General features: G+C 37.0%; 12 protein-coding genes and 2 pseudogenes. All 14 read left to right on the plus strand.

Going from position 1 to position 16,396, the window contains the following annotated elements; translation table 11 throughout:
• Positions 1-45: 45 nt before the first annotated feature.
• The 14 genes and pseudogenes from BAQ44_RS14290 to BAQ44_RS14355 all read left to right on the plus strand — a co-directional run bounded on the left by BAQ44_RS14290 (position 46) and on the right by BAQ44_RS14355 (position 16,391).
• Positions 46-933 (plus strand): Rpn family recombination-promoting nuclease/putative transposase, encoded by an 888-nt coding sequence (locus BAQ44_RS14290; RefSeq protein ID WP_046199526.1) that lies wholly within the window; start codon positions 46-48, stop codon positions 931-933.
• A gap of 206 nt (positions 934-1,139) precedes the next feature.
• Positions 1,140-1,328, plus strand: coding sequence for a hypothetical protein (locus BAQ44_RS14295; RefSeq protein ID WP_044797362.1), 189 nt, complete (start codon positions 1,140-1,142; stop codon positions 1,326-1,328).
• Positions 1,329-1,562: 234 nt separating this feature from the next.
• Positions 1,563-1,898: a hypothetical protein gene (locus tag BAQ44_RS14300; RefSeq protein WP_071722025.1), complete on the plus strand. Its 336-nt coding sequence runs from the start codon at positions 1,563-1,565 to the stop codon at positions 1,896-1,898.
• Positions 1,899-1,964: 66 nt separating this feature from the next.
• Entirely contained in the window at positions 1,965-2,315 is a 351-nt protein-coding gene (locus BAQ44_RS14305) for a PrgI family protein (RefSeq protein ID WP_046199528.1), read from the plus strand.
• The gene (locus BAQ44_RS14310; RefSeq protein ID WP_046199529.1) at positions 2,316-3,230 is read left to right on the plus strand and encodes a hypothetical protein; all 915 of its coding nucleotides are present in this window, start codon (positions 2,316-2,318) and stop codon (positions 3,228-3,230) included.
• Between the two features lie 2 nt (positions 3,231-3,232).
• Positions 3,233-4,186, plus strand: a pseudogene (locus tag BAQ44_RS14315) (VirB4 family type IV secretion system protein); the annotation flags it as partial.
• A 733-nt stretch (positions 4,187-4,919) separates the two neighbouring features.
• Positions 4,920-6,752 carry a group II intron reverse transcriptase/maturase gene (ltrA, locus tag BAQ44_RS14320; RefSeq protein WP_000914978.1) on the plus strand — a complete coding sequence of 611 codons (1,833 nt, stop codon included), beginning with the start codon at positions 4,920-4,922 and terminating at the stop codon, positions 6,750-6,752.
• Between the two features lie 116 nt (positions 6,753-6,868).
• A pseudogene (locus BAQ44_RS14325) lies at positions 6,869-8,011 on the plus strand (VirB4 family type IV secretion system protein); the annotation flags it as partial.
• 30 nt (positions 8,012-8,041) lie between these two features.
• Positions 8,042-12,022, plus strand: a complete 3,981-nt coding sequence (locus BAQ44_RS14330) for a TrbL/VirB6 family protein (RefSeq protein WP_000884600.1) — start codon at positions 8,042-8,044, stop codon at positions 12,020-12,022.
• Complete coding sequence (locus tag BAQ44_RS14335) at positions 12,019-14,232, plus strand: lysozyme family protein (protein ID WP_000081395.1); 2,214 nt, start codon at positions 12,019-12,021, stop codon at positions 14,230-14,232. The genes BAQ44_RS14330 and BAQ44_RS14335 overlap by 4 nt, the downstream gene beginning before the upstream one ends.
• 16 nt (positions 14,233-14,248) lie before the next feature.
• Positions 14,249-14,824, plus strand: coding sequence for a hypothetical protein (locus tag BAQ44_RS14340; protein WP_033656677.1), 576 nt, complete (start codon positions 14,249-14,251; stop codon positions 14,822-14,824).
• 164 nt (positions 14,825-14,988) lie between these two features.
• Positions 14,989-15,372 carry a hypothetical protein gene (locus tag BAQ44_RS14345; RefSeq protein ID WP_001237723.1) on the plus strand — a complete coding sequence of 128 codons (384 nt, stop codon included), beginning with the start codon at positions 14,989-14,991 and terminating at the stop codon, positions 15,370-15,372.
• Entirely contained in the window at positions 15,363-15,668 is a 306-nt protein-coding gene (locus tag BAQ44_RS14350) for a DUF2325 domain-containing protein (protein ID WP_000426064.1), read from the plus strand. The genes BAQ44_RS14345 and BAQ44_RS14350 overlap by 10 nt, the downstream gene beginning before the upstream one ends.
• Before the next feature lie 87 nt (positions 15,669-15,755).
• Complete coding sequence (locus BAQ44_RS14355; RefSeq protein ID WP_000784093.1) at positions 15,756-16,391, plus strand: hypothetical protein; 636 nt, start codon at positions 15,756-15,758, stop codon at positions 16,389-16,391.
• Positions 16,392-16,396: the final 5 nt, after the last annotated feature.

Raw genomic sequence — 16,396 nt, forward strand, 5'->3', positions numbered from 1 at the left:
ATGCTCTTAAATACAATTTTAAAACGAGAAAGGTAGAGGGAGAACATGAGTGTATATGTAAAAAAGAATCTAGTAAATTTACGAGTTGATTATGCTTTTAAGCGTTTGTTTGGAGTAGAAGGAAATGAAGATATATTAATTGGATTTCTTAACGCGGTACTACAATCATCTATTGATGAAGAAATTACATCTTTGCACTTAGATGATCCGCATCTTCCAAGAGAGCAGAAGGATGATAAATTGTCTATTTTAGATTTGCGAGCTACGCTAAATAGTGGTATAAAAATTAATATAGAGATTCAAGTTCGAGACAAAAAAGATATGATAGAGCGTTCTTTGTTCTATTGGTCAGGTATGTATTATTCTCAAATGACTCAAGGGATGAAATATACAGAATTAAGACCAACCATTTGTATTAATATAGTGGATTTCATTCTATTTCCAGAGGAGCAGGAGTTTCATAATGTTAATACAGTGATGAACAAAAAATCTAAACGTATCATTACCGAAAATATGCAGTTGCATTTTCTTGAAATCCCAAAAGTGATTCAAGAATGGCAAGGGAAACGAATGGATCCGTGGGAAGATTCTTTAGCGCGTTGGTTACTATTATTTCCTGCGCATGAGGATGAGAGATTAACAACAATCCTGGAGGCGATAGCAATGGAAAAAGATCCAGTTTTAAAAAAAGCGATAGAGGATTGGGAGCGTTTAAGTAGCGATAAGGATTTTTTACGCTTATATTGGGCTAGAGAAAAAGAAATAAAAGATAGAATATCTGAAATAGAAACAGCAGAAGAAAAAGGTGCAAAAGAAGCCAAAATACAACTAATTCAAAACATGATTAAAGTAGGTGTACCTTTAGAGAAAGTTGCAGAGGCTGCAGAATTAAGTGTTGAAGAGGTTAATGAGATTTTAAGAAATAAAAAATAGATATAAATGATAAAAAACAGGTAATTGTGATTAAACATGATTACCTGTTTTTTGATTTAATGAAAGTAAGTGAATATATGTGAAGGTAGGGGGAATAGTTATGAAAGTGACAAGAGGGAATGTTAAATGAAGTGTGTAATTTTTACATACTTATTTATTCTGTTATTAAAAAAATATAAAGAATATAAGGGGAAGTTATTTGTATTATGAAAAAGAAAAAAGAAGCATATTATGTACATGTATATACGCTTAGAGACAAAAGTACAAAATCGATAAAAATAGAACCATGGCGCTCATTGAAAGAGGAAATGAATGTTTTGGGTCTTAAGGACAGTGATATTTTTCAAATTCAAATGGTATGGTACGATCCAAACAAAGATGATAAAAAGAAATGAAGTAAAATGGAACACGAAAAGTCCAATTTTATTTTTTAGGTGTAAATAAGGCTTGTTTTTTTAAAATCGTATTGCTATAATATAAACGTAATAAGATTTAACAATAAAATAAAAAATTAATCAGTTCGCATATAAGAGAAGACCTCAATATGCGCCATGTCCTTAGGGGACGTGTGCGTGTATTGGGGTCTTTTTGCGTTTTGCGAGCAAAAAACACCCGGAGGTGCAGGAATTATGTTGAATTGGTTGTCTGCAAAACTTATGACAACACCGGTAGGAGATTTTCTGCTGGCAAAAACTAGTTTTGAGAAAGGTCTTACTGGGCACACCAGTGGTACAGATGCTACCACTGTACAAAAAAGCATGAATACCCTTGTAACAACATTAATTGGTTTTGGGGGGATTTGGGTAGCGGCTTGCGTTGTATTTGCAGCTATTAAACTATCTGGTGCACAAGGGAAAAACCCTGAAAACCGTACACAAGCCATGATTGGTTTGGCTTGTGCGGCAATTGGAGGCTTTGTCATGATCAAAGCATACGACATCGCTGCTTGGGTTACAAAAATTTAACATAAGAGTTTATAAAAGCTCTCCTCTATTTGGGGAGAGCTTCTCTTATATAAGGGAGGAAACAAAATGAGAAAGGTTACCGTTCCTGTTGATATGACTTCGGAACAAAAAACGCTGTTAGGTGTGCTGAGCAAACGCCAATTGATTTATCTTTTAGGTGGAGGAGCATCCCTTTATTTATATGTACCATTCTTATGGCGGCTATTTGCACCTTTTAATGCGGCAGTAGCATTTTTTATTTGCTTAATTTTAGCAATACCAACAGTAGTAGTTGTAATAACGTTTGCTTTTATTTATAAAGAAAAACAACACATGTATTTAGACAAATTTTTACTTATCAAAATGCGTAGCCGTTCTGAAAAAGGCAAGTGGAGAAAAGGGTATGAGCCAATTACATGGGTAAAGGAGAATTTATAGATGTTAGAAATGATATATTTTGCACTGGTAGCCATTGTAGGGTTTTTCTTTTATCGGAAAATGAATGGAAAACCGCTATTTAGTTTTAAGAAAAAGGGCAAAAGTCAGAACGGGGTAGAGAAACGTACTGCTGAAAAAAATGGAAAGAAAAATAAAAAGAATACGCCTGCTACAGAGGAAATTGATGAGGATAATGTGGATTTCTTTAGTGCTTTTGTAGAAGACATTAAGGAAGTTGAAAATCATATGATTCGTTATCATGATGATACGTTTGTCCTAATCGCTGAGGCACACCCAGTAAACTATTACCTGCTTTCTAATGCGGAACAAGAAGCGATTGATATCAAAATTGAATCCTGGTTAACCACATTAGAGTTTAATACGAAGGTATATATCCAAAGTAAGTTTGTAGATTTAACAGATCCTGTACGAAAAATGACAGAAACAATGAAAGGTGCGAAGGACCTTACACCAGAGACAGTACTTTATGGGCAAGAAGTTATCGACAACTTAGAGTACTGGCAACGTTCGCAGCCTCGATATGAGCAAAAGCGATATTTAATTTATCCATACAAAGTGGATATTAGTACGATTACAGCTGATACAGAGGATGAATTGGAAGAAAAGATTGTAGATAAAGCGTTTAACGAATTATATCGTCGTTATAATGCTTCCCGAAATCTACTATCGAAAGCAAAAATTAGTGTAGAAATGTTAACGAAAGATAAATTAATAGAACTCTTATACGTAGCGTTTAACCGTCGTAAAGCGGTGAAAGCACGTTTCCAAGATTTAATTGAAAATGAGAACTTCTCTCTGTATTCAACAGGTGACACAAATGAGAGAAAACTAGAGTTAATGAAGAAAGTTCTAGCGGAAGAAAAAGCTGAAAAATCAAATAACGGGGTGGCATAAGTATGAAATTGTTTGGAAAGAAGAAAAAAGAAAAAAAGAAGTTAGAAGCTGAAAAGAATGACGAATTGGAACTAGAGGAGGAAGGGTACGAACAAGAAGAAGTTCCGCCTCAAATAGACAATCAAACAACTGTGTTTGATGTCATTGCCCCAGAAGGAATGAAAATTGATTCAGAAGACTATGGGGTAATTAAGCAGTCTTTGGGAAGTAATACTTTCTTCCGTCCATTTTATATTCCACGTGATGGATACCCTCGTATGATGCAGACCAATTGGCTGAACATGTTAACTTCAGCTGGAGAGGTTGATGTCATGATTGATATTCATAAAGAGCCAAAAGCAAAAGCGATGCGATCGTTAGATATGCAGCTGACAATGTTACGTTCGAACCTTTCTTTCCAACGTACACGCGGAAATATTGACCAGGAAAAAGACTTAGATGCAAAAATTCAGGATACAAACAATCTAATGGATGAAATTCAATTTAATGAAAATGACTCCTATATGGTAAGTACGATGGCGGTTGCGTATGCTGATTCAAAGAAAGAATTAGATGTTTTATGTGAGTATATTGAAGATGAAATGCAAGCATCTCACTTTAAGATAGCGAGCACTTGGAATCGTGTGAAGAGTGGCTTAAAAGCGGTTATGCCATTAGGTGCACCAAATACTCTGCAAGATACATACCGAAATATCGATAGACGTGCTCTATGTACATTTGCCCCCTTTGTATCAGGATCCGGAAGATTTAACGGTGGTATACCAATAGGAAAAAACAAAATAACTGGACAAGTAGAATTTTTAAATTCATTTGGTAACGCAGATTATCGTCCACCAAACTATAACATTGGTGTGACAGGGATTTCAGGTTCCGGTAAAAGTTTACTTTTAAAAATGAAGCTAGCTCGTGAAACATCACTTGCAGATACACATGCGATGATCATAGATCCAGAGGGTGGTGCGACACGTTCCTAAGTGAAAAGCTTAGGCATTGTCGAACTTACAGTTCAACAGTGAACTGTCATTCCAAGAAGTCAAATGATAGGGTAACGCCTTGAAGGGCTTCCTTTAATACTCCGACATGCAGTGAAGTTAGCAAGAACTGAACTGTATGAAGCTCGGTGAAGTCGGTTGAGAGTTACCGTAATCCTATAGGATACGAAAGTCACTCAGAGGTGGGTGGTGTAACCTATAAACCGGAAGTCTATAAATTACCTATGGTTAGTATGCACTATGAACCAATAGAGTATGGTATGTGCGGACGAATCTCTGATGGTACGGGTCTATATCGGAAGTAAGTCGAAAGGCTTACTGACACAATTAGTGTCGCTACTGTGGATGAGTAAAACTCGCCTTTATGAAAGTCCATATATTGTTACAGGCAATATCAAGGTAGCAGGCTCATAGGAGAAACCTAACGGTATATGCACAGATAGGAATGACGGAACGTGGTAAGCTGTCAACACTGAGGGCTTGCTTCCGATGAAGTGGTTCTAGGGAAAACAATTGTAAATTGTATAACCTAGGTTTATGACAGTGAAAGTGGTGGCACAGTACCTATGAAACGTGTAATGAACGTGGAGGGATAGCCACTAGTCGATTGAAAACTGACTGTTACTTATGGTTGACATGGTTTCGAGTAAGACTAAAGAGATGTAAACCTCCAGTAAATAAGGGGAGGTTACAGCCCATGTTAAAGAAAACTAAACTAAGGCACAGTGAATATTACGACATGCAAAGAAAGTATGATGAGTTATATTCTAATAGCCTTAATGGTAACAATTTCTATAAATTAATTGATATTATCGGTTCGGAAGAAAATATTAGATTAGCATACCGCAACATCAAAACTAATAAGGGGAGTAACACGGCTGGAGTTGACAATTTAACCATTAAAGATATTTGGCACCTAAACGATACAAAGATTATTCATGAAGTTAGGAAACGATTAAATAACTATCAACCACAAGCAGTTAAAAGAGTCCTTATCCCAAAAGAGGGCAGTGATAAGAAGCGACCCCTGGGGATTCCAACAATTTGGGACAGATTAGTACAACAATCTATCCTCCAAGTATTGGAACCTATTTGTGAAGCTAAGTTTCATAACCATAGTTATGGATTTAGACCGAACAGAAGTACACACCATGCACTAAGTAGAGTTGTAAGTCTTATTAACATAGGTCACCAACACTACTGTGTTGATATTGACATTAAGGGGTTCTTTGATAATGTATGCCACAAAAAGCTATTAAGGCAAATGTGGACTCTGGGAATAAGAGACAAATCACTTCTATGTGTTATTTCAAAAATCCTTAAATCTGAGATAGAAGGAGAGGGTATTCCCAATAAGGGTACTCCGCAAGGAGGAATTATTTCTCCTTTACTTTCCAACATTGTTCTAAATGAACTTGATTGGTGGATAAGTAGCCAATGGGAAACCTACAAACCTCACAGAATCTCTACTCGGCATTTAGGGTTTCGACAATATGCTAGGAAGTACACGAATCTAAAATGTGGTTATGTAGTGAGATACGCGGATGACTTCAAAATAATGTGTCGGACTTATGATGAAGCACAACGCTTTTATCATGCGACAGTTGATTTTCTCAAATCCCGCTTGGGATTAGAAATTAACCCCAAAAAGTCCAAAGTGGTTAATCTCAAGAAAAACTCGTCAGTTTTCCTTGGATTCAAAATCAAAGTGGTTAAACAAGGTAAAGCTAAATTTGGATATATTGCAAAAACCAGTATGTCCGACAAAGCTATTACAAAAGCTAAAAGACAACTAAAAGAACGAATCAAAGGAATTCAAAAGGAGCCCACTTCAGAGAAAGTTACTCAATTTAATTCAACCCTTCTTGGTATACAAAATTACTTTAAATATGCGGTTACAATTTACATGGATTTAACGGAGGTAAATTACTCTCTGCGAAGAGTCATAAGAACCAGACTTAGAAACAATATGAAGCACATGAAGTTCTGTGAAACATCTGTGAATTTTAAAAGGAAGACCAAAGGAATACAACCTAACACTAAGATTTACGTTGTACAGAACACTCCACTCTTACCAGTTACAGGAATACATCATAAAAACCCGTGGAATTTTTCGCAGGTTATCTGTAACTATACGGAAACGGGGCGTAATAAAGTACATAGTAATCTTAAGGCAATACCTAAGGATGTTCTCAACCAAGTTATGAGGACTTATTCGAAGAATAAAAGTATTGAGTACAACGATAATAGGATATCAAAATACGTTGCTCAATATGGTAAGTGTTATGTAACTGGTGAGGAAATTGGTATTGAACGTGTTCATTGTCATCACATTGTTCCCATTAAACAAGGTGGGGATGACAAGTACAACAACTTGGTAATTGTAGATTGGTTTATACACAAACTGATTCACATGACGAATCTTAATAAGATTACACATTACCTTCGGTCTTTTAAACTTAACAAGAAACAAATGGATAAACTGAATGTGCTAAGAACTAAAGCTGGAAATGAACCGATAGTAACATAATTTGATTTTAAAGTCAGTTGGAAACGATGGAACGCCGTATGCTAGGAAACTAGCACGTACGGTGTGAGGTGGGGGAAAAGGTGGAGATTACATCAAAGCCTTACCTATCATCATAATTCGTAAAAATCACCAAACGATTAGGTGGTATTAACTTAAATATTTCACCAGAAAGTAATATCATTATTAATCCTTGTGCAATTGCAGTAACAGAACTTCAGATTACGGATAAAGATGAAGAGCTAGAAGCGCTTGAACAATATGACAAGAAAGAACTCGTTGAGCGTGATGGCGTTAAGTATGTAAGATTTGTACCTATTTTAGAGAAAATCAATGAAATACTAGGCTTCTTTGACATTATTATTCGCGGACAAGATTTTGATCAACCAGGATTAAATGTATTCCAGCGCACAATGTTAGAAGATGCGATTCGTGAAGTATTCAGTAAACATGGTATCACTTCTCACCCTTCATCTTTATATACGGATGAAGTGAAGAAGGTAGACGGACAATTAATTCAGTCTCAAGTGAGAAAGCCAGAGCCAGAGTTAAAAGAAATTTATGATGTGATAGTGGAAAACCATGGAGACGATGTGAAAGCAGAAGAGTTAATTGCTGCGATTCGTCCGTTCTTACGTGATGGTTCAAAACCATTATTTGATGGACAAAGTAATTTTGGACGCGGTGTAGAAACACAGTTAAATGAATCACGTGTTGTTAATTTTAATATTAGTCATTTAGAAGAGGGATTCTTAAAGCCAATCGCCTTCCACGTTATCCTGAACTATATTTGGGAGCATTGGATTAAGAGTCCAGAACACGCTATCAAACGAAAAGTGTTATATGTGGATGAGATGTGGCAGTTTATCGACTATGAACAAACGGTTAACTTCTTAGAAAAAGTAGCACGTCGTTCACGTAAAAGAAATGCCGGTATGTGTTGGGCAAGTCAGGACTTTGTTCGTATTTTAGAAAATGTGAAAGCACGTGGTATCTTGCAATCTACTTTCTCTTATTTCTTCTTAGAACAAAATAAGATTGATAAGAAAAAAATCCAAGAGAACTTTAACTTAACTGCTGGAGAGCTTGACATTATTCTCAACAATCCAGGGAAAGGTGAAGGGATTTTCCGCATAGGAGATAGTTCGGTTTGGATTCAAACAGATCCATCAGATAAAGAAATGATGTTCATTGAATCAAATGAAGCGGTACTACAAGAGCTTTTAAATAACATGAAGAAAGTACAAGGGTATGCAGGATAATAGCGTACCTTTGAAAAGGAAGGTGAAATTATGCTTGATAAGATAATAGGATGGGTTGGCGGCTTAATTGTTTCTATGGTCAAGACCTTTCTTTCTCCAATCTATAAATTAATTGATTCTATCCCCGATTTAATTTTTGGTGGGGATAGTGCAAAATTAAATTTTTTATTTAAAGACGATACAGCTGGGAGTGTATTAAATACGGGATTACCAGTCATGTTTAAATTTGCAGCCTTTTTAGTCTTAGTCAGTGCTGTAATTGCTGGAGCAAAGTATTCAGCTGCTGCCATTAATCCAACAAATCGAACATATATCATTGAATATGCGAAGGATTTAATGATCGTTTCTATTTGTATATGGCATTTAGATTTCTTCTATAACATTGTATTTGATATTAATACTTGGGTAGCATCGGAGTTTAAAAGAGCAATAGGAGAACAATCGCTAGATGTTTTTAAACCAGGTCAGACAATTGCCGAATTGTCTATGGATAAAAATAAGGATGATTATTTATTTCAAATTTTTGCGATGTTGATTGAAGTAGGATTATCACTTTGGGCAAACTTCTTCTATTTAATGCGGGCGGTATCTCTTTATATTTTGATGTTAATGGGACCGGTTATGGTCGGTATGTGGCTATTTCCGCAAAAGAAACAACAAACTCTATATTGGATGCGTGAATTTGTTGGTACAGTACTCATACAAGGTATCCATGCGATTACTATATGGTTGATTTTTGTACTAGTAGGCAAATCAGATAATACCATTATTAAATTAATCTTATTTGCTATGTTTATTCCTATAGGTGAAATTGTAAAAGGATTCATTGGTTTAAGTACAAATACGGTGGGAGCAGTAAATAGAGCAGGTACAATGCTTGGAATGGGTGCCTTAGCAAGTATGGCGGGCATCATTAAAGGAATACGTGATGACCATCGTAGTAATAAAGAGAAGACAAAAGCTAGAAAAGAAGGCGAGGAAGATAAAAAAGAAGATGCTGATAATCCTAAAAATGCGTTAGGAGCCAATTTAGGAACAGATATAGGTACAACATCTCGTGCAGCTCGTATGTTAAAAGCAGGTCAAATTGGAAGCATGGTTGGAAAAGCAACGGGTGGACTCGCAGGATTAGCAATGGGCGCAGGACTTGGACCAGAAGGAATGGCAGTAGGAACATTTGCTGGAAGTAAAGCAGGTGGTGTTCCTGGTGCAGTAGCTGGAAGAACATTAGCAGCTGGAGTTGAAGGAGTTACTAGTGCTGGGAAGCATATTGGTTCCAGTGTGAAGAAAGGTCTAGATACGTATAAAGGGTTAAATGGAGAACAATATCCAGAGTTAACAGATGAAGATATTGCACAAGACTTAGCTACGAAAGATTTTGAAAATTGGAAAGCGGATAATCCTGATTCTGCAGTTGCGAGTCGTTTAAAACAAGCATTCCCTGGTGCATCCGATGCAGAGATTGCAAAAAAAGTAGCAAAAACAAATAGTGATCAAATGTCTCATTTCAAAAATCAGCGAAAACAAGATTTACAAAATATGAAGAAAAATGCTACACCATATGGAAACGCTAGAGATTTAGTTAACGCTGCAACTAACGCATTCCAAAAAGGATATGAGGCAGACCATAAAGATGCGTTTATGAGTCAATTACCAGAAAACATGTCAGCGGAAGAGAAAGAGAAAAAATGGAATGACCATTTAAACTCAAAAGTTCAAGGATTTAGAAATCATGCAGAACAAGCGGCAACAAAGGCTGGAGCAATGCCAGTTGATGCGAAAGATAAGCAAGGCAACAACCTGTTTGATAAGTCCTATGTAAATAAAGATGCCTTTGCTTCTCAACTTGCACTTGGAAAAGTTGGGAAAGCAGTTGAAGGAGTAAAAGGAGAAACACTAGAGAGTGGCCATCAAAATATGGGACAAGTAGACTCACTTGTGGGTGCGTCCACTGCTGCATTTAAAAAGGCATATACAGCAGATCATAAGGCAGGATTCATGAAGCAATTCCCTGCAGATGTACCACAACAAGAAAAAGAGGCTGCATGGAACAAACACTTGAGTCAAAAAGTGCAAGGATTTAAAAATCATGCGCAGAAAGCTGCCGAACAAGCAGGGATTGTGCAACAAAAAGATGGGACTAGCTATGCCAATAAGGAAGCTTTTGCTTCTCAGCTATCGCAACAATTGCAAAACAATCCAAATATAAATGCAATGGGTGTATCTAGTGTATCTGGCATTCAAAAAGCGGTAAATGGTGTAAAAACACATAGTTTAGCAAATGGATATGGAAATCAGAAACAAAAAGGTGTAAGTAATGTCGGGAATTTAGTACAAGCATCTACAGAGTCATTTAAACAAGGATATGCAGCAGAGAACAAAGCAAACTTTATGAAAAACTTGTCTCCAACTATGTCTCAAACGCAAAAAGTAGAAGCTTGGCAATCTCATTTAAATGATAAAGGTAATGAATTTAAAGCAGTCGCTCAGCAAGCGGCGGTACAAGCGGGGGCGATGCCAATACAGGCAAAAGATACGAGTGGTAAGAGTCTACATAATCAATCGTATATTAATAAAGGTGCCTTTGCTTCGCAATTAACGAAAGGTTTACAAAGTCATGCTAGTCTTGGAACAGTGAGTCAACAAGTAGGTTCTGGAATTACTAGTGCGATTCAAGGGGTTCGTTCACACGGTGTTGCGACAGGTGGCGCAATCAATAAAGCTGTATTTGCAGCTACACAAACGCAAGCGAGTATGGCACGTGCAGGGAATCTGTCTGTTTCTGAAATTGAGCGCTCGTATGCGGATGCATCAGCTAGTGTAGCAAATATTTCGCAAAGTGCTGGGAAAATGACGATTCCAACTTCTGCAGTGGGACGTATGACACAGCAAAGTAAGATGGTTGGTGTAAGTATGATGGAAGGTGCCAAACATCTCGTGCATACAAAAGGAATGGAAAATGTATCACAAGCATACTTTAATGCGTCTAGTGCTGTTCAGCAGGCTGGTGGAAATGCAGTACAAAGAGTGATGAGTGGAACTGCAGCTGCCGTTCATACTTCGTTAGGAGGTAACGCAGCAGAACGCCATTACAATGTGACAAAAGGATTAAGCTATGCAGCAGGTGTAATTGGTGGTGTAGGTGCTTATCAAGCAACTGCACGTACGGTAAGCAAACATAATCCTTATAACAAAGCTGTCCAAGCAGAGGCAACAGAAATTCAAGAGATTCTGAAAATGGTACCAACAACAACGGATGCTACTGGAAGACAATCAGTTGCTCAAGGTGCAGTACGTCTTGTTACGACAAATAATAAATCATGGATTGAAGCGAAAGATTCCAGTGGAATGACACAAGTTGTATCTCGTTATGGTAGTGGAGATAGTAGTATTCGTTCGGGACAAGTGGTATATCAAGATTTAAATATTTCAGACGGTCAATTAACACAGCATCGTAATGGTATGAAAGCTATGCCAGCGTATATTCAAGATTCTAGTGGCGGGAAAATTAGTATCAATCGTTCTATCAATATTAATCCAAATCAATTAGTAGGAAATCAAAATCAAAGACCTTTACAACAGAAACCAGTATTTACTGAACCGCCACTTACAGTAAGTCATAAGGTAGACAATGGTCACTTCTATATGTCTGATTTAGACCAAGGGGGATACCAGAATGTGCAAATGGTGGTAGAAAGAGATCGTAGTTATATGGTCGCTACCACAACAGATGGCACAGTGTCACGTATTTCTCCGTTCGGAAAAGGAGATACGCGATTACAAGCAAATCAAAGGATTGAAAGGGTTTGTGAAGTGCAAGATAGCAGTATTAAACCTAGAGAAGAAATCCTAGTAACTCATACACAGGAAGAAGTTGTACGCACAGAGACACATTTGAATTTATCAGAACATGATCCACAAAACCTGATTCCATTTGCGCCAAACCCTCGCCTAGCACAGCGAAGAAGCAGAAATAATGAAAATGGAAAGTATGGAGTGACAAGTCTATGAGTCAAAATCCTAACGATCCAAATAATCAGAAGAAAAGTAACCCTTTAAAAGATGCGACATCTCACTTTATTAAGAAAAAAGGGATGCAGGCAAGTGGGAAAATGGCAAAAATGGCAGGAAAAGCAGGGAGGGCGGCAGCGAAAGCTGCTGCCAAACTGTTAAAAGCTGGTGTAGTGAAAATTGTAGGAGCCATTGTGGGAGCCGTAGGATTACCTGTTGCTTGTATTATGGCTCTTATTATTACGGTGTGTGTTATTTTAGCATCTTTTGTACCATTTACCGATGATGAAAGTAAAACAGAGGAACAAGTGAAAAAGTATATAGAAATTGCAATGGCTCTAAACGCGGATTGGAAAGAGGTTGTCGCTTTTGACATGGCGCGGTATGATAACGATTTGACTGGTAAAGATCCGCATGATGCTATATCATATTTCTTGGATATCCAATATGAAGAATATACGGAAAAAGAGGTATGTGAGGCAGGACCGAATGGTCCTTGTGAAAAAAAGAAAAAGGAGATGCAAAAAACAAAATCTGAAAGTTATTCCGGACCAGATGTAAAAAAGATATTGGGAGATACAGATTTTAAGAAAAAAATAGATGAAATTAATGCAAGCGGAAGTAAAAAGGTAACAGTATCTTCTCACGGTTTAGATAAAGCGATGGAACTTGCAAAATTTAGTGAGAGTCAAAAAGACCGTGCTCGTGAGATATTAGCCGCAGGGATGTTAGAAGGGCTATATGGACATCTTGCTCCTACTACTGGTGGATTTATTGGTGGTATGTGTGTAGGTAATGTGAGTCCTGGTGGAGAGCCTGTTAACCTTAATGCAAAAGTTACAGGATACCTTCCTAAAATTAAAGAAATGGCAGAAAAACATGGTGTTGCTCAATATGTTGGTATTTTGGCTGCCCAAATGATGCAGGAATCAGGTGGAGCAGGAAATGACCCGATGCAGGCTTCAGAGGGGCATTATGGAGACATGAGTCCATCTTGTATAGGTGTAAAGGGGAATGCACGTGTAGGATGTATTAAAGATCCCAACATTTCTATTGAAGCAGGCGTACAAGAATTTAAAGATGTGTTAGCAAAGGCGAATGGAGATATAGCCCTAGCATTACAATCGTATAATTTCGGGTCAGGATTCATTAGCTATGCATTAGCGAAGGGTGGTTATTCAGAAGAAACAGCCATTGAGTTCTCAAGAAGTAAGAATCATTTAAACCCAGCTGGTTGCTCCGATCCAAATAACTTCAGGACAAAGGTTAACGCGTGCTACGGGGATTACACGTACGTTTCTAAAGTTTTGAAGTATTACAAAGATTTAGGGTGTGTGGCAGACGCATCAGGCGAATGGATTTCTGATAAAGGTTGGAAATGGCCAACGAAATCAGGTCGTATTACAGATACGTTTGATGCAGTTCGTGGTGGAAAACAACATAATGCGGTTGATATTGGAGCCATGACTGCTGGAAAAGCTGGAGACCCCGTATGGTCAATGGAAGTAGGTATTGTAACAGCCCAAACAGGAAATGTAAATGGTGGTGGTCTAGGTGTCTATGTAGATCATGGAAATGGTATTGTATCTCGTTACTTACATTTGAGTAAAATATCAGTTGCACCAGGAACTATGGTTACAAAAGGGCAAATTATTGGGGAGATGGGTGGTTCTAACTATAATAAAGATACTGGTTTACTTAATATGAATGGATACGCCGTCCATTTAGATTTCCAAATTCGTATTAACGACCAACCAACGGATCCAATGAAATTCTTTAAGAAAAATGATGATCCGGGGTTATCATCTGGTGGTTCTCCTACAATGGCAAATGCTAAACGACAAAAGGTATTGGAAGAAGCAAAAAAATGGGTTGGACAAGGGAAAGTGAGCTATGTATCCGGTGCTAGAAATCCAGCTGCAGGTAGTGCAGATTGTTCTGGATTCACACAATATGTGTTTAAAACCAGTATAGGTGTCCAGCTAGGAGATTGGACAGGCGCTCAAATTGGACAAGGAAAACAGGTGCCAGATATCGGTCGTGCACAACCAGGAGATTTAATTTTCTATGAAAATCCTAACCATGTATCTATTTATTTAGGGAATCAGAAAATGATTCATATTGGTGATAATAAGGGTGTACAAATTACAGGTCTAAACTATACGGCAAGAGGACAACATATGTCGCAAATCCGTAATGTAATAGACTGATAAGGGACGAGAGTAGATGAAGAAAATAATCAACATTTTATCCAATATGCCTCGTAAGTACTTGGTCATATTGGGGATTATCGTATTAGTGGCAGGTGTTGCCACCTATAATACCATTCATGATTATATGCTGAAATCACAAGTGCAAGAGGAAGAACAAGTAAATCAAGATGAAATCGAGATACTTGGAGATAAACCAAAGGGATTTGATACAAAAGAAGAAGAATATATTGCGAAAACAAAAACTGTAGAGGATTTACTACTAAAAATTTCTAATAGTAGTTATGATGTTCCGTATTTGTTTTCTAAGGCTGGATTTGGTATTGAACCAATGAAAATGACAAGTAATGAACGTATGCTTGCTACAGAAGCTGTTCAAAGATATTTCCTAAAAGGAGATAAGTTTTACAATGCACGTATTACCAAAATTGACCGTGGGAAAAAAGTAGATACATTTCATATAGAGGTTTTAATACAACAGGTAAACTTCTTGGAACCACGACAATTTAAAATTCAGGTAAATCAGTATGCGCAAATTGTAACACCAATTGAACAAATACCACATGGTCAAGAAGAAGTACCTGTGGATTAACTGAAAGATAAGGGTTGTGAATAAAAATCACAACCCTTATTAAAAAATATAAAGAGTACCTAAAAATATTTATTGAATATTCATAATCTTCTGATATAATAAAGTTATGGTTAAATGATATTTATATATATTAGTGAAATGATATAGATGTGGAGGTAAAAAGAATGAGATTATTATTTGGAACCGCAGCAAACTATTTTGCAGGATATTCTTCTGGAAGAGGCTCGGGGCTTTTAGGGACATTATTTGGCTGGGCTTTATTAGTAGGTAGTGGATACCTGTTGATCACAAATTGGGATAGTATCACAGTTTGGATGCACAGTTTAGATATTGTAACAGGATTAGATGGTTATGAAGACATGAGCAATGGATTTATATTCATCTGCTTGCTTGTAAGTGGTTTTATTTTCATGCTATTGTTACCAATCTTCGCAATTATATTAATAGTGGGTGTGGTATTGCTGAATATTGTCATCTGCACAATTGTATTATTAGTATCACCAAGTACATATAAAAAAACTAAAGATGTGGAGAGTGAATGGAAATGAGTACAATTCTAGTTTTAGGTGGTTCAAATGGTAGAACATTAGAGAAATTGGCGAAAAAAAGAGATTGTCAGGTAATTTTTCATGATGGGAAAAATCATGGTGGTGTAAAGAAAACGTTTCGTAGTGTTATAAAAAAATGTGATGTTATTGTAGTGCAGAAAGGTGCATGTGGCCATGTGTCTATTGATGTAGCAAAAGAATACGCAAAGAAGTATGATGTCCCACTTTTATTCAATCAGGGTTTTGGAGGAACAGGTGCGTTAGAGATTGGGTTAAAGCATTTGCAAGCAGCATAAATTAGGTAGTAGGGAATTTTTTTTGATTATATAATCATATAATCCTTATATAAAAATTATAAAGTTAATATTGGAGGCTCTTTAGTTATGAAAATGAGTAATAAAAAATTTATGAAAATCGCTGCAAACCTTGGGATTTCAACAGCTTTATTAACGGGATGCGTAGGAGATCTCGAAGAAAATAATTCACTATCAGTTGACCAAGACACAACTGATAATAAAGAAACACAAAAACAATGTACTTCTAATCAAATAAATGAAAATGAGTGTTTTGAAGAGATGCCAACTGCAGGACCTGTTAAGCACGAAGACAAACAGAATAATCCGAGTGTAGAGCATGATAATGGTTGGAGTTCCGCCTTAGTTCCGTTTGCCGCAGGTGCAGCTGGTATGATGTTAATTAATTCATTAAATAAGAAAAATCCAGGGCAAATTAATAATAATACTAACCATACATATAGACCACCAATGACACAAAAACCTTTACCAGAAGTACCGAAAGAAAAAGAGAAGGAAAAAGGGAGAGGGACAAGTACAAGTGCTGCTACAAGTAGTGGAGGTGCAAATAATTCTACTTCTACAAATAAAAGTGACACGAATAAAAGTAACGCATCTACACCGAAAACAACTAATCCAACTCAACCATCAAAACCATCTTCAACAAGCAAGGTTACTAGTGGTTCTAGTGGTATCGGAAATGCAAAAGCTCCAGCTGGATCTTAATTTAT

This window comes from Bacillus mobilis (assembly GCF_001884045.1).
GTDB lineage: Bacteria > Bacillota > Bacilli > Bacillales > Bacillaceae_G > Bacillus_A > Bacillus_A mobilis.

What these genes read in the sequence shown, in the direction of transcription:
- BAQ44_RS14305 (WP_046199528.1), top strand. Translation starts at nt 1,965, where the DNA reads ATGAGAAAGGTTACCGTTCCTGTTGATATGACTTCGGAACAAAAAACG.
- BAQ44_RS14335 (WP_000081395.1), top strand. Translation starts at nt 12,019, where the DNA reads ATGAGTCAAAATCCTAACGATCCAAATAATCAGAAGAAAAGTAACCCT.
- BAQ44_RS14350 (WP_000426064.1), top strand. Translation starts at nt 15,363, where the DNA reads ATGGAAATGAGTACAATTCTAGTTTTAGGTGGTTCAAATGGTAGAACA.
- BAQ44_RS14310 (WP_046199529.1), top strand. Translation starts at nt 2,316, where the DNA reads ATGTTAGAAATGATATATTTTGCACTGGTAGCCATTGTAGGGTTTTTC.
- BAQ44_RS14340 (WP_033656677.1), top strand. Translation starts at nt 14,249, where the DNA reads ATGAAGAAAATAATCAACATTTTATCCAATATGCCTCGTAAGTACTTG.
- ltrA (WP_000914978.1), top strand. Translation starts at nt 4,920, where the DNA reads ATGTTAAAGAAAACTAAACTAAGGCACAGTGAATATTACGACATGCAA.
- BAQ44_RS14345 (WP_001237723.1), top strand. Translation starts at nt 14,989, where the DNA reads ATGAGATTATTATTTGGAACCGCAGCAAACTATTTTGCAGGATATTCT.
- BAQ44_RS14290 (WP_046199526.1), top strand. Translation starts at nt 46, where the DNA reads ATGAGTGTATATGTAAAAAAGAATCTAGTAAATTTACGAGTTGATTAT.
- BAQ44_RS14355 (WP_000784093.1), top strand. Translation starts at nt 15,756, where the DNA reads ATGAAAATGAGTAATAAAAAATTTATGAAAATCGCTGCAAACCTTGGG.
- BAQ44_RS14295 (WP_044797362.1), top strand. Translation starts at nt 1,140, where the DNA reads ATGAAAAAGAAAAAAGAAGCATATTATGTACATGTATATACGCTTAGA.
- BAQ44_RS14300 (WP_071722025.1), top strand. Translation starts at nt 1,563, where the DNA reads ATGTTGAATTGGTTGTCTGCAAAACTTATGACAACACCGGTAGGAGAT.
- BAQ44_RS14330 (WP_000884600.1), top strand. Translation starts at nt 8,042, where the DNA reads ATGCTTGATAAGATAATAGGATGGGTTGGCGGCTTAATTGTTTCTATG.